This is a genomic window from Pantoea sp. y20 (genome assembly GCF_054903455.1).
Map to the genome: position 1 here is coordinate 546,296 of NZ_CM142816.1, position 15,151 is coordinate 561,446.

Consider the following 15,151-nt stretch of genomic DNA (forward strand, 5'->3'; position numbering starts at 1 on the left):
GGAAATGGGCACTGCTGCTATTATTAGAAATCGAATAAGAAAGCAGCAGTTCGGTATTGGTTAACGCTTCCAAATCACCTTAACAAATTCGCCAATGCTTGTGACAAGATTCATTAAATTGTGTGATGTTGAGCAGCGATTAAATACAGAAAACATTAATTTGCTGACACAGTCAAGCAAGGAATTAATTTCTTTGCCATATTGCACCTTTTTTGACCAATTGTTCTGCTTTTTGCCTGGTTTTGCTTCAGTCGTTAGCAGGAAAAGCCTGACACGAGCATGGAAAATGTGATTCTGACAAAAAATTGAAGTTAAGTTAGATTAACATGCTGATATTTATGAATAAAGTCAGGTTTTCTGACGGCTTATCCAAAACGTTTTGGAAACCTTAAACGGAAAGTTCCAGTTTATAGTTTATTGAATGATGTAAACCAATTGTGCGGTAAATCGCTTTACCATCATTGAGGCCGAATGCAGGCAGGATCAGACAGATTTGGTCGCATTTTTCAGAATGGTCTCTGTAATCAATGAACAAGTTCGAACATCATAAAAAATGATAGTTAAGCTTCATGAAAGCTTTTGCGTGAGCGATATCACATTCAGTTAAGTGTTCATGCACGCAGCGCCTGGTGCATTTAACATCATGGAACCGATTCCTTTTTGGCGGAAGTGCTTGATGTGATTGGCTCTAATAGAGGAACGTTGATTGCGCAGGCAACAATTTCACTGACGTTTTTGCCAATCAGAGGATAAAATTTAGTGGTTAATCGTTGGTGTTAGCTATTGTGACTTGGGTGATTGATTAATACAGGGAACAGGTAAGAGAAAATTGCATGAGCAAGAGTAAAGGGACGCTGGGAAAACGTATTAAAGTACTGATTGCTAAAGTGCTGCTGGCCTGGCTCGGCATCTGGTTAGCGGGCATTCTGCTGTTTGCTTTTTTACCGGTACCGTTTTCGGCGGTAATGATGGAGCGGCAAATCGGTGCCTGGTTTACAGGGCGTTTTGATTATGTGGCGCACTCGGATTGGGTCGGCATGGATGAGATCTCGCCGTGGATGGCTTTAGCGGTTATCGCTTCTGAAGATCAAAAGTTTCCCGAGCATTGGGGCTTTGATGTTGATGCCATTCAATCAGTGCTGGATAACGATGGCAATGAACGCATGCGCGGAGCTTCAACCTTGTCTCAGCAGACGGCGAAAAACCTGTTTCTATGGGATGGCCGCAGCTGGGTACGTAAAGGGCTGGAAGCGGGACTCACGGTGGGAATCGAAACCGTGTGGACCAAGCGGCGCATCCTGACGGTTTATCTCAATATTGCAGAATTTGGCGATGGCGTATTTGGCGTGGAAGAGGCCTCACAGCGCTATTTCCATAAACCCGCCAGCCGCCTGACGATGTCTGAAGCCGCGTTACTGGCGGCGGTTCTACCCAATCCGATCCGCTTCCGTGCCGATGCGCCTTCAGGCTACACGCGACAGCGCCAGCAGTGGATTATGCGGCAGATGCGCCAGTTAGGCGGCGAGGGTTTCCTGAATCGCTACAAGCTGCACTGAAAGGTTTAATCTTCGTCAAAGCCCGCTTCAAACAGTTCGATAACCGCTGCCAGCGCCTGCTCTTCCTGCGGGCCGCTGGCTTCGATTTCAATATGACCGCCTTTCGCTGAGTCGAGCATCAGCAACGCAATCACGCTGCTGGCTTCCGCTTCGGTGCCCGATTCGTTACGCAGCAACACTTCAGCATCAAAACTCTGCACCAGCTCGAACAGCTTCATCGCTGGGCGCGCGTGCATGCCCAGTTTGTTACGAATTTCAACGGTTTGCTTCACGGTCATGATTTGCGTTTTTCCAGAGTGCGATGACGAGACTGCACGTTTTTACCGCGTGAACGGAAATAATCCGCCAGTTGTTCCGCGATATACACCGAACGATGCTTACCGCCGGTACAGCCAATGGCGACGGTGAGATAGCTACGGTTATTGGTTTCCAGCATCGGCAGCCACAGTTCCAGATAGCTGCGCGTTTGATAGATAAAGTTGTGCACTTCGGTGTGACGATCGAGGAAGGCGGCCACCGGGCGATCCAGACCGGTCATCGGGCGCAGCTTAGGATCCCAGTGCGGGTTTGGCAGGAAGCGCACATCGAAGACATAATCGGCGTCGATCGGAATGCCGTGTTTGAAGCCGAATGACTCAAACACCATGGTCAGTTCACGCTCACGCTTGCCTAACAGGCGGGTACGCAGCATCTCCGCCAGCTCATGAACCGACATCTCAGACGTATCGATAATCAGATCGGCGCGTGAGCGCAGTGGCTCCAACAGATCGTTCTCTTCATCGATGGCACTCTCCAGCGACAGGTTTTTGCTGGAGAGCGGATGCAGGCGGCGCGTATCGCTGTAGCGGCGAATCAGCGTGTTGCGATCGGTATCAAGAAACAGCAGCTGCGGCGAAAAGGCATCGGGCAGATTGTTGAGCGCCGCTTCAAAGACTTCCGGTGATTCCGGCATGTTACGCACATCAATGCTGACTGCCGCAGAAATATTGCGTTCGGTTAAGGTATTCGCCAGCTCCGGTAGCAGCACCACCGGCAAGTTGTCGACACAGTAAAAGCCCATATCTTCGAGGGCACGCAGCGCGACTGATTTTCCTGAGCCTGACCGACCGCTAACGATCATCAGCACCATCACATTTCTCCCGTTTTAAACCGGCGAAAACGCCGGTAAAAGTGTTTCTCGCTTAAGAGTGTGCTTCCTGAGCTTCTGTGATAATGGCGTAGAGCTCTTGGTCGCTCTGTGCCGCGCGCAAACGACGACAGACGGTTTTATCTGCGAGGCGTTTTGCAACCAGCGAAAGCGTGTGTAAGTGGGTTTTACACTGGTCCGCAGGTACCAGCAGGGCAAACAGCAGGTCAACCGGCTGATTATCTACCGCATCAAAAGCGATAGGCTGATCGAGGCTAATAAACACGCCGACAGCGCGTAAGGTGTCCTCTTCCAGCTTGCCATGTGGAATGGCGATGCCGTTACCAATACCGGTACTGCCCATGCGTTCGCGGGTCAGGATGGCTTCGAAAAGCGTCTGGTGCGGCAGATTGAGCTGCTTCGCTGCCAGCTCGCTGATAATCTCCAGCGCGCGTTTTTTACTCTGGCAGTGTACGCCGCTACGGGTACAGTCCAGTGAAAGGACCGAGCTCAATTCCAGTGTTAGATCGTTGTTCATCATCGTTTCACTTGCGAGTTCACATAGCCGCGAGTTTCAGGCAATTGATTTCATTACCGTTCACCCGCTGGCGCTTGCGCAGATGACAAAACGGGGCGGTAAGTTCCGCCCCATTTATGCTCTAAGTGCCGAATCAGTCAGCACTCTGCAAGCGTGAAGGTTAGTGTTTTTTCAGTTTGTCTTTGTGTTTGGTCAGCTGACGGGAAAGTTTATCGATTAACCCGTCGATGGCCGCGTACATGTCTTCCGCTTCCGATGTGGCGTGCAGCTCTCCGCCGTTAACGTGCAGTGTTGCATCCGCAACCTGCGTCACCTTCTCTACCTTCAGAACAATATAAACCTGATTGATACGATCAAAATAGTGTTCCAGTTTGGCAAATTTGGTATTTACAAATTCACGCAGAGGTTCGGTAATTTCAACATTAAGTCCGGTAAGGTTTAGCTGCATAGGTCTTCCTTCTTCGTTCGGTCAAACCAATTGCTTGCGCTGGTTTGATGGCGGTATAGATAAAGACTCGCGATATTTAGCAACCGTACGTCGCGCAACCATGATGCCCTGTTCAGACAACATGGAGGTCAGTTTGCTGTCGCTCAAGGGTTTTGCGGGGTTTTCCGCCGAGATTAATTTTTTCACTAATGCACGAATCGCCGTGGAAGAGGCTTCGCCGCCGCCTTCGGTGTTGACGTGACTGGAGAAAAAATACTTCAGTTCAAAGATGCCACGCGGGCTGTGTAAATACTTTTGCGTGGTCACGCGGGAAATGGTGGATTCATGCATATCAACAGCTTGAGCGATATCCGCCAACACCATCGGACGCATGTACTCCTCACCCTGCTCAAAAAACGCCTGCTGCTGTTCAACGATACAGCGTGTCACTTTCAGCAGCGTGTCGTTGCGGCTCTCCAGGCTCTTAATCAGCCACTTGGCTTCCTGTAAGTTGCTGCGAATAAACTGGTTATCGCTTTCATTACGGCCAGCTCCGCCCATCGCCGCATACTGCTGATTGATTTTCAGGCGCGGCATGCTGTCCGAATTGAGTTCAACCGTCCAGCGCTTACTGATTTTGCGCACCAGAACATCGGGAATGACATATTCCGGTTCGCTGGTGTTAATTGACTGGCCTGGGCGCGGATCGAGTGACTGAATCAGCAGCATCGCCTCTTTCAGCACTTCTTCCTTCAGACGGGTTACGCGCATTAGGCTGCGGAAATCATGGTTGGCCAGCAGATCGAGATGTTCGCTAACAATCAGGCGTGCTTCCGCCAGCATGGGCGTGTCGGCAGCATATTGCGACAGCTGGACTAACAGGCAATCACGCAAATCACGTGCACCGACGCCGATTGGATCAAAACGCTGCACGCGCTTGAGCACGGCTTCGACTTCTTCCAGCGCCAGCTCTTCATCACCAATGCTGTCATAAATGTCTTGTAAGCTGACGGTGAGGTAGCCGGTGTCATCAATGGCATCAACAATTGACGTGGCAATCGCGCGATCGGTATCAGTGAACGGCGTTAACTCAACCTGCCACATCAGGTAATCCTGCAGCGATTGGGTGGTTTCGCCTTGGTAGATCGGCAATTCGTCATCCTGGTAATCGGTGCCGGTGCCTGACGGTGTGCCTGCGGTGTAGATTTCGTCCCAGGTAGCGTCGAGCGGAAGCTCTTCAGGCATATCTTTCTGCTCAAGCGCTTCGCGCGTGTCTAACGAATCACTTTCCTGATCCTGAAATTCACGTGCGTCAACTTCTTCGTGCAGTTCGGTTTGTTCAAGCAGCGGATTGCTTTCCAGCGCCAGTTGCAGTTCTTGCTGGAGTTCAAGCGTAGAGAGTTGCAGCAAGCGAATGGCTTGCTGCAACTGTGGAGTCATCGCCAGCTGTTGGCTGAGCCTGAGTTGCAAACCTTGCTTCATAATTCGGTAAGAATTTCCTAAGCAAACGTAGGGTGTTACAACACCTTATCAGAGTCTGAACTCTTCGCCCAAATAAACACGCTTAACCTGCTCATCTACAAGAATTTCATCAGGCGTGCCATGGGCAATTAAATGTCCCTGGCTGACGATATAGGCGCGTTCACACACCGCGAGGGTTTCACGCACGTTGTGGTCGGTAATCAGCACGCCAAGGCCGCTGTCACGCAGATGCTCGATGATTTTCTTGATGTCGATAACCGAGATCGGGTCAACACCAGCAAAAGGTTCGTCCAGCAGGATGAATTTCGGATTAGCCGCCAGCGCGCGGGCAATTTCCACACGACGGCGTTCACCACCCGACAGCGCCTGGCCCATGCTGTCGCGCAGATGGCCAATATGGAACTCTTCCATCAGCTCGTTGGCCCGATCCTGACGCTGTTCTTCGGTTAAATCATCACGGATCTGCAGCACAGCCATCAGGTTGTCGTACACGCTCAGGCGACGGAAGATCGAGGCTTCCTGCGGCAGATAGCCGATGCCGCGACGGGCGCGCGCATGCAGCGGCAGAATGCTGATGTCTTCATCATCAATCACGATGCGGCCGGCATCGCGCGGCACAATACCCACCACCATGTAGAAGGTGGTGGTTTTACCGGCACCGTTTGGGCCCAGCAGGCCGACAATCTCGCCGGATTTTACCTGCAGGCTAACATCTTCCACCACGCGGCGGCCTTTGTAGGCTTTCGCCAGGTTCTCAGCGATTAGTGTTGCCATAGCAATCAGTTACTCTTTTTAGGGCTCGCGGACGAACCGTTTTTGTCCTGCAGCTGCGACGGTACCAGAACGGTGGTCACGCGCTTGCTGTCGCCCTGGCTGAACGCCTGCATTTTCTGCTCTTTCACCAGGTAAGTAATGCGGTCGCCTTTGATGTTGCTGTCCTGCTGCTGAATGAAGGCATTGCCGGTCAGCTCAACAAAATCGTTCGCCAATTCATAGTGCAGTTTACTGGCGTGGCCTTGCACCGGCTTGCCGTTATCCTGCATCTGATAGAAGGTGGCTGGCGCGCCGTAAGCATCAACGATGGTTTTTTTGCTATCGCCGCCCGGACGAGTGACCACCACTTTATCGGCGGTAATCTTGATGGAACCCTGCGTCACAATGACGTTGCCGGTAAAGGTCGCAACGTTGCCCTGCAAATCCAGCGCCTGGTTAACGGAGTCGATATTTACCGGTTTGTCTGAGTCGCCGGTTAATGCCAGCGCAGGCAGGCTCGTTGCCAGCAGCGTACTCACCAGCAATAACTTAAGGCTATTTTTGTTCATTTTGAATTTCATAGGAAGTTTTGACCTTTTCAAGCAGCTCAGCATGTTTCGTCCGTAAATTGCCGCGCATTTTCATGCCAGTGGAATTAAAACTGCGGCCAAAAAGGGTGACTTGATCGTCAGATGTCACATCCTGGGTGACCAAATTAACCTGAGCGTTATCGGTAAGGATGCGCTCAAGCTGTGAATCCTGAGTCAAAGAATTGACAACAACGTTGCCGTAAAGATAAAGCATACGATCTTTGGTCAGCTTTGCCTTATCGGCGCGCACCGACCATGTCGCCACTTTATTAACGTCATAGGTGGTCATCACCGGATTATCGAACCAACTTATCTCATCGGCAGCAAAGTAGGTCACTTTATCGGAGACCAGCTTATAGCCCAGCGCGCCTGTGGGGTTATACACCACCGTGTTCGATTTCTCGCTGGTGTAGGTTGGCGCTTGATCGTTGGTTGCCACCGGCGTTCTGTCGTCATCCTGGTTGGTGAGATTCCAGCCGATCAGCACTAAGGCGATCAAGGCCAGGATCAGCGTCATCCAACGCCTGCTCTTACTCATATTGATTGCCCTTTGGCATCCTCAAATTTGTTCTGCGCCATCAAAATCAGATCGCACAACTCACGTACCGCACCGCGGCCACCGGCAATGCGGGTCACATAATGCGCGCGCGGCAGTAAAATCGGGTGAGCATCAGCAACGGCAACGCTCAACCCCGCCTGCGCCATTACCGGCCAGTCGATCAGGTCATCGCCAATATAGGCGACCTGATCGGCCGTTAATGACAGTTTATCCAGGAGTTCCCGCCAGGCCAAAAGCTTATCCGATTGTCCCTGGTAAAGATGCGTAATGCCGAGCGTCTTACAGCGATCTTCCAGCAATTTTGCTTTGCGGCCGGTAATAATAGCCACTTCGACGCCGGAGGTCAGCAGGCAACGCACGCCATAACCATCACGCACGTTAAAAGCTTTCAGCTCTTCACCGCTGTTGCCCATATAAATGACGCCATCGGACATCACGCCATCAACGTCACAAATCAGCAGGCGAATCTTCGCAGCACGCGCCATGACGTCCGCGCTCACCGGACCGTAGCAAGTCTCGACCATCGCCGTTTCAGCACTCATTATTTCTTCCTGTTAGACCACGCCAGCGCGCAGCATGTCATGCATATGTACCACACCGAGCAGGCGATCGTCATCGGCCACCAGCAGGGCGGTGATGTTTTTGTTTTGCATCAAATTAAGGGCGTCAACAGCCAGCATATTGGGGCGCACGCGAATGCCGCCGCTGGTCATCACTTCCTGAATGGTGGCTTTCTGGAAATCGATGCCCATATCGAACACGCGACGCAAGTCACCATCGGTAAAGATGCCTTCGATTTTCATTAGGTCATCGACGATCACCGTCAAACCGAGATTCTTACGGGTAATTTCCAGCAGCGCATCACGCATCGACGCATCACGGCTAACGTGCGGGATCTCATCGCCGCTGTGCATGATATCGCTGACGTGCAGCAGCAGTTTGCGGCCCAGCGCACCGCCAGGATGCGACAGCGCAAAATCTTCCTGGGTAAATCCGCGCGCTTCCAATAACGCCACGGCCAGCGCATCGCCCATGACTAACGTCGCGGTGGTGCTGGTGGTCGGTGCCAGGCCGAGCGGACAAGCTTCCTGCGGCACTTTCACGCACAGATGCACATCTGCAGCGCGGCCCATCGCGCTCTCAGGACGGCCGGTGATACAAATCAGCTGCACTTTCTGGCGCTTTAACACCGGCACCAACGCAAGGATTTCTCCGGATTCACCGCTGTTAGAAATCGCGATCACCACATCATTGGTGCTGACCATGCCGAGATCGCCGTGGCTGGCTTCGCCGGGATGCACAAAGAACGAAGGTGTACCGGTGCTGGCAAAAGTCGCGGCCATTTTTTTCCCGATATGCCCGGATTTGCCCATGCCCATCACCACCACTTTGCCGCGACAGGCAAAGATCATCGCGCAGGCGCGATCGAAATCATCATTGATATATTGATCAAGCTGCTCCAGCCCTTCGCGTTCGATGCGCAGCACCGCTTTGCCTGCTTGCTGAAAATCGAAATCCGGTTGCTGATGTGACATGGTCAGTCCGTCCTTAATAGCTTGTGATAAGCATGGGGCTCAGCCATAGCCACAGCACCCACGCGATAAAACCACCTAATAATAGTGTGCCTGCGATACGACCAATACGGCGTTTGCGCAGCAGGCAGAGCAGGGCGAACAGTACGCTCACTGCCAGCATCACCCAGTAATCACGTGCGAAGGCATGCGCATCAACGCTGCCGGGATGAATCAGCGCCGGCAGGCCGAGAACAATCGCCAGATTGAAAATATTGGCGCCGATCAGGTTACCGATCGCGATATCGTCCTCACCTTTCAGCGCGCCAGCCACCACGGTGGCCAGTTCGGGCAAACTGGTGCCGACGGCGATCAGCGTCAGGCCCATCACCAGTTCGCTCACACCAAAGTAGTCGGCAAAGACGGTAGCGTTGTCGATCACCATACGCGTCGACATCGGCAAAATAATCAGTGCAACCGCCAGCCACAGAAAGGCCACGGTGTTACCGGCCTCATCGCGCGGCAGCTCCGCCAGCTGTTCGCGGGTTAGCGTGTCGTTATTATCGCGTTCAGCACGGCGAGCAATGCGAATCACCACCAGCAGATAACCCAATGCAATCAGCAGTAACGCGATGCCGTCGAGTCGACTTAAATAGTTATCAAACAGCATGATGCCGCAGAGCAGTGAGACTAGCAGCATTAATGGCAATTCGCGCCGAATCAGATTGGAGTGTACTGTCAATGGGTGGAGCAGTGCCGCGCCGCCCAGAATTAATAGAATATTGGTGATGTTCGAGCCCAGCGCGGTGCCAACCGCTAAATCCATCTGTCCATGCTGTGCGGCCGAAAACGAGACGATCAATTCCGGTAATGATGTGCCAATGCTCACCACCGTCATACCAATGATCAGCGGTGGGATGCCAAAGGATCGACAGAGGATCGCGGCGCTAAATACCAAACGGTCGGCACCGTAAACCAGTAAAATCAATCCGATAAACAGCAAGGCAGAGGCTACGAACATTAAAAATCCTTGATGGATGGAGGTGTCGGCGAACCTTGTCCGACGGGTAAAAACATTCTGCACGCACTAACAGGCGCTGATTTTGACTGTCTGAGAGGCAAAAGTAAATTTTAAGGCCGTTTTCGCCACACTAAGTGGGTAAGTTTCTGTAAAACTATCGTGCATTCGAGGCTACCAGGCTACCATCCACAGCTTTGATAGCGCCCGATCCGCATAAAGAGGTAAAGATGATCCAGCAGCAAACGAATCTGGTTGAGGTTCGTGGCGTCAGTTTCACGCGCGGAGATCGTACTATCTTCGACGACATCTCGTTAACGGTTCCTGCCGGTAAAGTTACCGCGATTATGGGCCCGTCCGGAATTGGCAAAACCACATTATTGCGTCTGATCGGTGGGCAATTACAGCCCGATAAAGGCGAGATTTGGTTCCGCGATCAAAATATCCCGACGCTTTCCCGCACCAAATTGTACGAAGCGCGTAAAAAAATGAGCATGCTGTTTCAGTCCGGCGCGCTGTTTACCGATCTCAACGTGTATGAAAACGTTGCCTGGCCGTTGCGTGAACATACGCAGCTGCCGCCAGAACTGTTGCACAGCACCGTATTGATGAAGCTGGAAGCGGTGGGTTTGCGCGGAGCCGCTAAACTAATGCCTGCCGAACTCTCTGGCGGTATGGCCCGCCGTGCGGCGCTGGCGCGTGCTATCGCGCTGGAACCCGAATTGATCATGCTCGATGAGCCTTTTGTCGGCCAGGATCCAATTACCATGGGCGTGCTGGTGAAGTTAATTGACGAACTGAATCATGCCCTGGGCCTGACCTGCATCGTGGTTTCACACGATGTGCCTGAGGTCTTGAGCATTGCCGATCATGCCTATATTGTTGCCGGACAAAAAATCATTGCTCAGGGTAGCGCGCCGGAACTGCGAGAAAATCCCGATCCGCGTGTGCGCCAGTTTATCGAGGGTCATGCGGATGGTCCGGTGCCTTTCCGCTTTGCCGCTGGCGATTATCTCAGCGACTTGACCCGCTCAGGGAGAACGTAAACTGATGTTGTTACAGGCGCTAGCGTCATTTGGACGTCAGGGAATCAATACCTGTGCCGCTTTTGGCCGCGCAGGCCTCATGTTATTTCATGCGTTAGTCGGTAAGCCGGCGTTTCGTCGCCATGCGCCGCTGCTGGTAAAACAGTTGTATAGCGTGGGCGTGTTATCGTTACTGATCATCGTGGTATCTGGCTTGTTTATTGGCATGGTGCTGGGTCTGCAAGGCTATCTGGTGCTCACCACTTACAATGCGGAAACCAGCCTTGGCATGCTGGTGGCGCTCTCGCTGCTGCGTGAGCTCGGTCCGGTCGTCACGGCGTTGCTGTTTGCAGGCCGTGCGGGTTCAGCGTTAACCGCTGAAATCGGGCTGATGAAAGCCACCGAACAGCTCTCCAGCATGGAGATGATGGCCGTCGATCCGCTACGACGCGTGGTCTCACCGCGCTTCTGGGCAGGATTTATCAGCATGCCGTTGCTGGCGTTGATCTTTACCGCCGTTGGTATTGCCGGTGGCGCGCTGGTTGGCGTGAGCTGGAAAGGGATCGATCCCGGTTTCTTCTGGTCGGCGATGCAGAACGCGGTAGATTTCCGCACTGATGTCGTTAACTGCATGATCAAAAGCGCAGTCTTTGCCGTCACGGTAACCTGGATTGCGCTCTTTAATGGCTATGATGCCATCCCGACCTCGGAAGGGATCAGTCGTGCGACAACGCGTACCGTGGTGCATGCTTCACTGGCGGTACTCGGTTTGGATTTTGTGCTGACAGCACTGATGTTTGGGAATTGATGCAATGCAAAGCAAGAAAAACGAAATCTGGGTTGGCGTCTTCATGCTGGCTGCGCTGCTGGCGCTGTTATTCCTCGGCCTGCGCGTTGCCGATCTCAAAACTATCGGCACCGAACCAACGTGGAAGATGTATGCCACCTTCGATAATATCGGCGGACTGAAAGTCAGTTCTCCGGTGAAAATTGGCGGCGTGTTAATTGGCCGGGTGTCAGATATTGCGCTGGATGAGAAAACCCTCTCACCGCGTGTGACCATGGATATTAGCGATAAATACGCTGATAAGATTCCCGACACCAGCTCATTAGCCATCCGTACTCAAGGCCTGCTCGGTGAACAGTTCCTGGCGCTGAATTTAGGTTTTGACGATCCCGAGCTTGGTTCTTCTATGCTGAAAGATGGCGGCACGCTGCGTGACACCAAGTCGGCGCTGGTGCTGGAAGACCTGATCGGTCAATTCCTCTATAAAAGCGGCGATAATAAATCTGACGATAAATCACAGGGTGCGCAGAGTGCACCGGCAGCACCTGCAACAACGGAATAACCTACGAGGTAAAACATGATGTTTAAACGTTTACTGATGATTGCCCTGTTGGCAATCGCACCGCTGGCAGCCAACGCCGCAGCGGATCAAACTAATCCTTACAAGCTGATGAACGAAGCGGCGGAAAAGACCTTCACCCGCCTGAAAAACGAACAGCCGAAGATTAAGCAGGATCCGAACTATCTGCGCGAAGTGGTACGTCAGGAACTGATGCCGTACGTACAGATAAAATATGCCGGTGCGTTGGTTCTTGGTCGCTATTATCGCGATGCGACACCAGCGCAACGTGATGCCTACTTTGCCGCGTTCGGTGATTATCTGGCACAGGCTTACGGCCAGGCGCTGGCGCTGTACAACGGTCAAACCTACCAGATTCAGCCGGAGCAGCCGATTGGCGATGCCAATATCGTGGCGATTCGCGTCACCATCATCGATCCTAATGGGCGTCCGCCTGTGCGTCTCGATTTCCAGTGGCGTAAGAACAGCCAAACTGGCAACTGGCAGGCGTATGATATGGTGGCCGAAGGCATCAGCATGATCACCACGAAACAGAATGAGTGGGGCGATCTGCTGCGTACCAAAGGCATTGATGGCTTGACGGCTCAGCTGAAAACCTATGCCGCACAGCCGATCACCCTGGATAAAAAGCAATAATGAGTGAACCGTTAAGCTGGCAGCGCACTGCCAGTACGCTGGCCTTAAGCGGCAAATTAGATCGTGATACTTTGCTGACCTTGTGGCAGGAACGTAACACTGCGGTGGCGGATATCACCACCATTGATGTCGCCGGGCTGGAAAGGGTGGATTCAGCGGGTTTAGCGCTATTGGTGCATCTGCGTGAAATTGCGCGTGCTCAAGGCAGCGCACCACTTTTCTCTGGGATCTCCGATAAACTCCAGTCACTGATCACGCTGTATAACCTGCAGCAGATTATTGTTTCTGCGGAAAAAATCGCCTGATCGAATGATGTCGATGCTAAGCCCCTGATTTTTTCAGGGGCTTTTGCGTATTTAAGAGTCAGGCGCTTTCCTCTAAGATGTCTGCCTTATTATTATTAAGCGAAGTAACGAGCGATGGAAAATAGTGAAGTTCAGGCCGTGCTGATGCAGGCGCTGGCATTAGAAGAAGTACACGTACTCAGCAACGATGGCAGCCATTTTCAGGTCATCGCGGTGGGCGAAATGTTCGGCGAACTGAGCCGCGTGAAGAAGCAGCAGGCTGTGTACGCGCCGCTGATGGAATATATTGCGGATAACCGTATTCATGCGGTTTCCATCAAAACTTATACCCCAGCCGAGTGGGCGCGCGACCGTAAACTCAACGGTTTCTAAGTGCCTCACCGGTTGTTTTATTGATAGATAATTGAGAGCGGTGTTAATGGACAAATTTCGTGTGCAAGGCCCCACCCGTTTAAGTGGTGAAGTGACCATTTCCGGGGCGAAGAATGCTGCGTTGCCGATTCTGTTTGCTGCGCTGCTGGCTGAAGAGCCGGTAGAGATTCAGAACGTACCGAAGCTGCGTGATATCGATACCACCATGAAGCTGCTGAATCTGCTGGGTGCGCGCGTTGAGCGCAATGGTTCGGTCCACGTTGATGCTCGCGAAGTTAATGTTTTCAGTGCGCCATACGATTTAGTGAAAACCATGCGTGCTTCGATTTGGGCGCTGGGTCCGCTGGTGGCGCGTTTTGGTCAGGGCCAGGTTTCACTGCCGGGCGGCTGCGCTATCGGTGCACGCCCGGTCGATCTGCACATTACTGGCCTGGAACAGCTGGGTGCGGAAATTAAGCTGGAAGAGGGCTACGTTAAAGCTTCTGTCAATGGCCGTCTGAAGGGCGCGCATATCGTGATGGATAAAGTGTCTGTCGGCGCTACCGTTACCATCATGAGCGCGGCCACGCTGGCCACCGGCATCACCATCATTGAGAACGCCGCGCGTGAGCCGGAGATTGTCGATACGGCAAACTTCCTCAACACGTTGGGTGCGAAAATCACCGGCGCGGGCACAGACAAAATTACCATTGAAGGTGTTGAGCGTCTGGGCGGCGGCGTTTATCGCGTGCTGCCAGATCGTATCGAAACCGGTACTTTCCTGGTCGCAGCAGCCATTTCACGGGGCAAAGTTGTTTGCCACAACACGAAGCCAGATACGCTGGATGCCGTGCTGTCTAAATTGCGTGAGGCTGGTGCAGAGATCGAAGTGGGCGAAGATTGGATCAGCCTGGATATGCACGGTAAGCGTCCAAAAGCGGTGAATATCCGTACCGCGCCGCATCCTGGCTTCCCTACTGACATGCAGGCGCAGTTCACACTGTTGAACCTGGTGGCAGAAGGAACCGGTGTGATTACCGAAACCATCTTCGAAAACCGCTTTATGCATATCCCTGAGCTGATTCGTATGGGCGCGCACGCGGAAATTGAGAGCAATACAGCGATTTGTCATGGCGTAGAAACCTTGTCGGGCGCGCAGGTGATGGCCACCGATCTGCGTGCATCAGCGAGTCTGGTGCTGGCGGGTTGTATCGCGGAAGGCACCACGATAGTGGATCGTATCTATCACATCGACCGTGGCTACGAGCACATCGAAGATAAGTTGAAAGCGATGGGTGCAAATATCGAGCGCGTAAGCGGCGAATAATTTCTGCTTCGTAGATCAAAAAAACCAGTCACGGCAACGCGGCTGGTTTTTTTTCATTGGTATTACAGTCAGATCTTTTTACGATCCTTCGGCGATCGTATGCACTTCTTGCGATCCAATAACTGGCCGGTAACAGGATCGTAATATCGGCTTGGCCAGATGTCTGCCGGATGAACCTTGATCGCATTGGCGATTAGCCACTCACCTTTGGGCCAGGGACGCGACAGCGCATTGGCCAGCGTTGAGGAGCTGAGCCCTGATTCGCGTGACAGCGCTGCCAGTGATGTGCCTTTCTTACGTAATGCAGCAATGATATCTGCCGGGTGCCAATCCGCTTTCCTTGTGTACATAACTCTCTTCTCCATGTCCGTGTTATTACTTCATCTCCGCTGTAAAAAGGCGCTCCCGTGGCAGAGATATCTGGAAAAAACCCGCGTTTTTATAGCAAATGTTTCCCGTAATTTTCCAGTAAATGTTTGGCTGGCGCACGAAACTGCGTCGCTTTTCGCAAAAGCGATGCAAGAGATGTAAGTAAAAAGGGAGAATAGTGAGGAAGGAAACGGGGCCAGAGAAGGCCCCG

At 52.5% G+C, this 15,151-nt stretch carries 20 protein-coding genes; 8 read left to right on the plus strand and 12 right to left on the minus strand.

Annotation, left to right across the window (positions count from 1 at the left end; translation table 11 throughout):
- The first annotated feature begins 833 nt into the window (after positions 1–833).
- On the plus strand, positions 834–1,556 hold the full coding sequence (gene mtgA, locus ACYAC5_RS02425) for a monofunctional biosynthetic peptidoglycan transglycosylase (RefSeq protein WP_192412544.1): 723 nt from the start codon (positions 834–836) through the stop codon (positions 1,554–1,556).
- Positions 1,557–1,561: 5 nt separating this feature from the next.
- Here the strand turns inward: mtgA and npr are convergent, their stop codons facing one another.
- The 11 genes from npr to ACYAC5_RS02480 form a co-directional block, all read right to left on the minus strand.
- Positions 1,562–1,834, minus strand: coding sequence for a PTS phosphocarrier protein NPr (gene npr / locus ACYAC5_RS02430; protein WP_008104379.1), 273 nt, complete (start codon positions 1,832–1,834; stop codon positions 1,562–1,564).
- Positions 1,831–2,685, minus strand: a complete 855-nt coding sequence (gene rapZ / locus ACYAC5_RS02435) for an RNase adapter RapZ (protein ID WP_101762285.1) — start codon at positions 2,683–2,685, stop codon at positions 1,831–1,833. Before rapZ ends, npr begins: the two co-directional genes overlap by 4 nt.
- A 52-nt stretch (positions 2,686–2,737) precedes the next feature.
- Complete coding sequence (ptsN, locus tag ACYAC5_RS02440; protein ID WP_176970221.1) at positions 2,738–3,220, minus strand: PTS IIA-like nitrogen regulatory protein PtsN; 483 nt, start codon at positions 3,218–3,220, stop codon at positions 2,738–2,740.
- A gap of 160 nt (positions 3,221–3,380) precedes the next feature.
- Positions 3,381–3,668 (minus strand): ribosome hibernation promoting factor, encoded by a 288-nt coding sequence (hpf, locus tag ACYAC5_RS02445; RefSeq protein ID WP_101762283.1) that lies wholly within the window; start codon positions 3,666–3,668, stop codon positions 3,381–3,383.
- Between the two features lie 21 nt (positions 3,669–3,689).
- On the minus strand, positions 3,690–5,129 hold the full coding sequence (gene rpoN / locus ACYAC5_RS02450; protein WP_101762282.1) for an RNA polymerase factor sigma-54: 1,440 nt from the start codon (positions 5,127–5,129) through the stop codon (positions 3,690–3,692).
- 48 nt (positions 5,130–5,177) lie between these two features.
- Positions 5,178–5,903 (minus strand): LPS export ABC transporter ATP-binding protein, encoded by a 726-nt coding sequence (gene lptB, locus ACYAC5_RS02455; protein ID WP_008104371.1) that lies wholly within the window; start codon positions 5,901–5,903, stop codon positions 5,178–5,180.
- Positions 5,904–5,908: 5 nt separating this feature from the next.
- The gene (gene lptA, locus ACYAC5_RS02460) at positions 5,909–6,463 is read right to left on the minus strand and encodes a lipopolysaccharide ABC transporter substrate-binding protein LptA (RefSeq protein WP_462062359.1); all 555 of its coding nucleotides are present in this window, start codon (positions 6,461–6,463) and stop codon (positions 5,909–5,911) included.
- Complete coding sequence (gene lptC, locus ACYAC5_RS02465) at positions 6,438–7,010, minus strand: LPS export ABC transporter periplasmic protein LptC (protein ID WP_101762281.1); 573 nt, start codon at positions 7,008–7,010, stop codon at positions 6,438–6,440. The genes lptA and lptC overlap by 26 nt, the downstream gene beginning before the upstream one ends.
- On the minus strand, positions 7,007–7,573 hold the full coding sequence (gene kdsC / locus ACYAC5_RS02470) for a 3-deoxy-manno-octulosonate-8-phosphatase KdsC (RefSeq protein ID WP_101762280.1): 567 nt from the start codon (positions 7,571–7,573) through the stop codon (positions 7,007–7,009). The genes lptC and kdsC overlap by 4 nt, the downstream gene beginning before the upstream one ends.
- Before the next feature lie 12 nt (positions 7,574–7,585).
- Positions 7,586–8,566, minus strand: a complete 981-nt coding sequence (gene kdsD, locus ACYAC5_RS02475) for an arabinose-5-phosphate isomerase KdsD (protein WP_110868082.1) — start codon at positions 8,564–8,566, stop codon at positions 7,586–7,588.
- A gap of 13 nt (positions 8,567–8,579) precedes the next feature.
- Positions 8,580–9,563: a calcium/sodium antiporter gene (locus tag ACYAC5_RS02480; RefSeq protein WP_137385046.1), complete on the minus strand. Its 984-nt coding sequence runs from the start codon at positions 9,561–9,563 to the stop codon at positions 8,580–8,582.
- Between the two features lie 227 nt (positions 9,564–9,790).
- Between ACYAC5_RS02480 and mlaF the strand changes: the two genes are divergently transcribed.
- The 7 genes from mlaF to murA all read left to right on the plus strand — a co-directional run bounded on the left by mlaF (position 9,791) and on the right by murA (position 14,571).
- Complete coding sequence (gene mlaF / locus ACYAC5_RS02485) at positions 9,791–10,606, plus strand: phospholipid ABC transporter ATP-binding protein MlaF (protein WP_192412539.1); 816 nt, start codon at positions 9,791–9,793, stop codon at positions 10,604–10,606.
- Between the two features lie 4 nt (positions 10,607–10,610).
- A complete protein-coding gene (gene mlaE, locus ACYAC5_RS02490) occupies positions 10,611–11,393 on the plus strand; it encodes a lipid asymmetry maintenance ABC transporter permease subunit MlaE (protein ID WP_007886633.1) in 783 nt (260 codons plus the stop codon).
- A 4-nt stretch (positions 11,394–11,397) separates the two neighbouring features.
- Positions 11,398–11,934: an outer membrane lipid asymmetry maintenance protein MlaD gene (gene mlaD, locus ACYAC5_RS02495; protein ID WP_137385047.1), complete on the plus strand. Its 537-nt coding sequence runs from the start codon at positions 11,398–11,400 to the stop codon at positions 11,932–11,934.
- Between the two features lie 18 nt (positions 11,935–11,952).
- On the plus strand, positions 11,953–12,588 hold the full coding sequence (mlaC, locus tag ACYAC5_RS02500) for a phospholipid-binding protein MlaC (RefSeq protein WP_101762276.1): 636 nt from the start codon (positions 11,953–11,955) through the stop codon (positions 12,586–12,588).
- Entirely contained in the window at positions 12,588–12,893 is a 306-nt protein-coding gene (gene mlaB / locus ACYAC5_RS02505) for a lipid asymmetry maintenance protein MlaB (protein ID WP_277974441.1), read from the plus strand. The genes mlaC and mlaB overlap by 1 nt, the downstream gene beginning before the upstream one ends.
- 114 nt (positions 12,894–13,007) lie before the next feature.
- Complete coding sequence (gene ibaG / locus ACYAC5_RS02510) at positions 13,008–13,265, plus strand: BolA family iron metabolism protein IbaG (protein ID WP_008104351.1); 258 nt, start codon at positions 13,008–13,010, stop codon at positions 13,263–13,265.
- Positions 13,266–13,311: 46 nt separating this feature from the next.
- Complete coding sequence (gene murA, locus ACYAC5_RS02515; protein WP_110868080.1) at positions 13,312–14,571, plus strand: UDP-N-acetylglucosamine 1-carboxyvinyltransferase; 1,260 nt, start codon at positions 13,312–13,314, stop codon at positions 14,569–14,571.
- Between the two features lie 68 nt (positions 14,572–14,639).
- Here murA and ACYAC5_RS02520 read toward each other — a convergent pair whose 3' ends face one another.
- Positions 14,640–14,921, minus strand: a complete 282-nt coding sequence (locus ACYAC5_RS02520) for a helix-turn-helix domain-containing protein (RefSeq protein WP_101762273.1) — start codon at positions 14,919–14,921, stop codon at positions 14,640–14,642.
- Positions 14,922–15,151 lie beyond the last annotated feature (230 nt).

Bases quoted from the DNA above. Each gene is read 5' to 3' on its own strand.
- mtgA (WP_192412544.1), top strand. From the start codon at position 834: ATGAGCAAGAGTAAAGGGACGCTGGGAAAACGTATTAAAGTACTGATT.
- ACYAC5_RS02520 (WP_101762273.1), bottom strand. From the start codon at position 14,921: ATGTACACAAGGAAAGCGGATTGGCACCCGGCAGATATCATTGCTGCA.
- mlaB (WP_277974441.1), top strand. From the start codon at position 12,588: ATGAGTGAACCGTTAAGCTGGCAGCGCACTGCCAGTACGCTGGCCTTA.
- rapZ (WP_101762285.1), bottom strand. From the start codon at position 2,685: ATGGTGCTGATGATCGTTAGCGGTCGGTCAGGCTCAGGAAAATCAGTC.
- ptsN (WP_176970221.1), bottom strand. From the start codon at position 3,220: ATGAACAACGATCTAACACTGGAATTGAGCTCGGTCCTTTCACTGGAC.
- lptB (WP_008104371.1), bottom strand. From the start codon at position 5,903: ATGGCAACACTAATCGCTGAGAACCTGGCGAAAGCCTACAAAGGCCGC.
- hpf (WP_101762283.1), bottom strand. From the start codon at position 3,668: ATGCAGCTAAACCTTACCGGACTTAATGTTGAAATTACCGAACCTCTG.
- npr (WP_008104379.1), bottom strand. From the start codon at position 1,834: ATGACCGTGAAGCAAACCGTTGAAATTCGTAACAAACTGGGCATGCAC.
- ACYAC5_RS02480 (WP_137385046.1), bottom strand. From the start codon at position 9,563: ATGTTCGTAGCCTCTGCCTTGCTGTTTATCGGATTGATTTTACTGGTT.
- mlaE (WP_007886633.1), top strand. From the start codon at position 10,611: ATGTTGTTACAGGCGCTAGCGTCATTTGGACGTCAGGGAATCAATACC.
- mlaD (WP_137385047.1), top strand. From the start codon at position 11,398: ATGCAAAGCAAGAAAAACGAAATCTGGGTTGGCGTCTTCATGCTGGCT.
- rpoN (WP_101762282.1), bottom strand. From the start codon at position 5,129: ATGAAGCAAGGTTTGCAACTCAGGCTCAGCCAACAGCTGGCGATGACT.
- kdsD (WP_110868082.1), bottom strand. From the start codon at position 8,566: ATGTCACATCAGCAACCGGATTTCGATTTTCAGCAAGCAGGCAAAGCG.
- kdsC (WP_101762280.1), bottom strand. From the start codon at position 7,573: ATGAGTGCTGAAACGGCGATGGTCGAGACTTGCTACGGTCCGGTGAGC.
- ibaG (WP_008104351.1), top strand. From the start codon at position 13,008: ATGGAAAATAGTGAAGTTCAGGCCGTGCTGATGCAGGCGCTGGCATTA.
- mlaC (WP_101762276.1), top strand. From the start codon at position 11,953: ATGTTTAAACGTTTACTGATGATTGCCCTGTTGGCAATCGCACCGCTG.
- mlaF (WP_192412539.1), top strand. From the start codon at position 9,791: ATGATCCAGCAGCAAACGAATCTGGTTGAGGTTCGTGGCGTCAGTTTC.
- lptA (WP_462062359.1), bottom strand. From the start codon at position 6,463: ATGAAATTCAAAATGAACAAAAATAGCCTTAAGTTATTGCTGGTGAGT.
- lptC (WP_101762281.1), bottom strand. From the start codon at position 7,010: ATGAGTAAGAGCAGGCGTTGGATGACGCTGATCCTGGCCTTGATCGCC.
- murA (WP_110868080.1), top strand. From the start codon at position 13,312: ATGGACAAATTTCGTGTGCAAGGCCCCACCCGTTTAAGTGGTGAAGTG.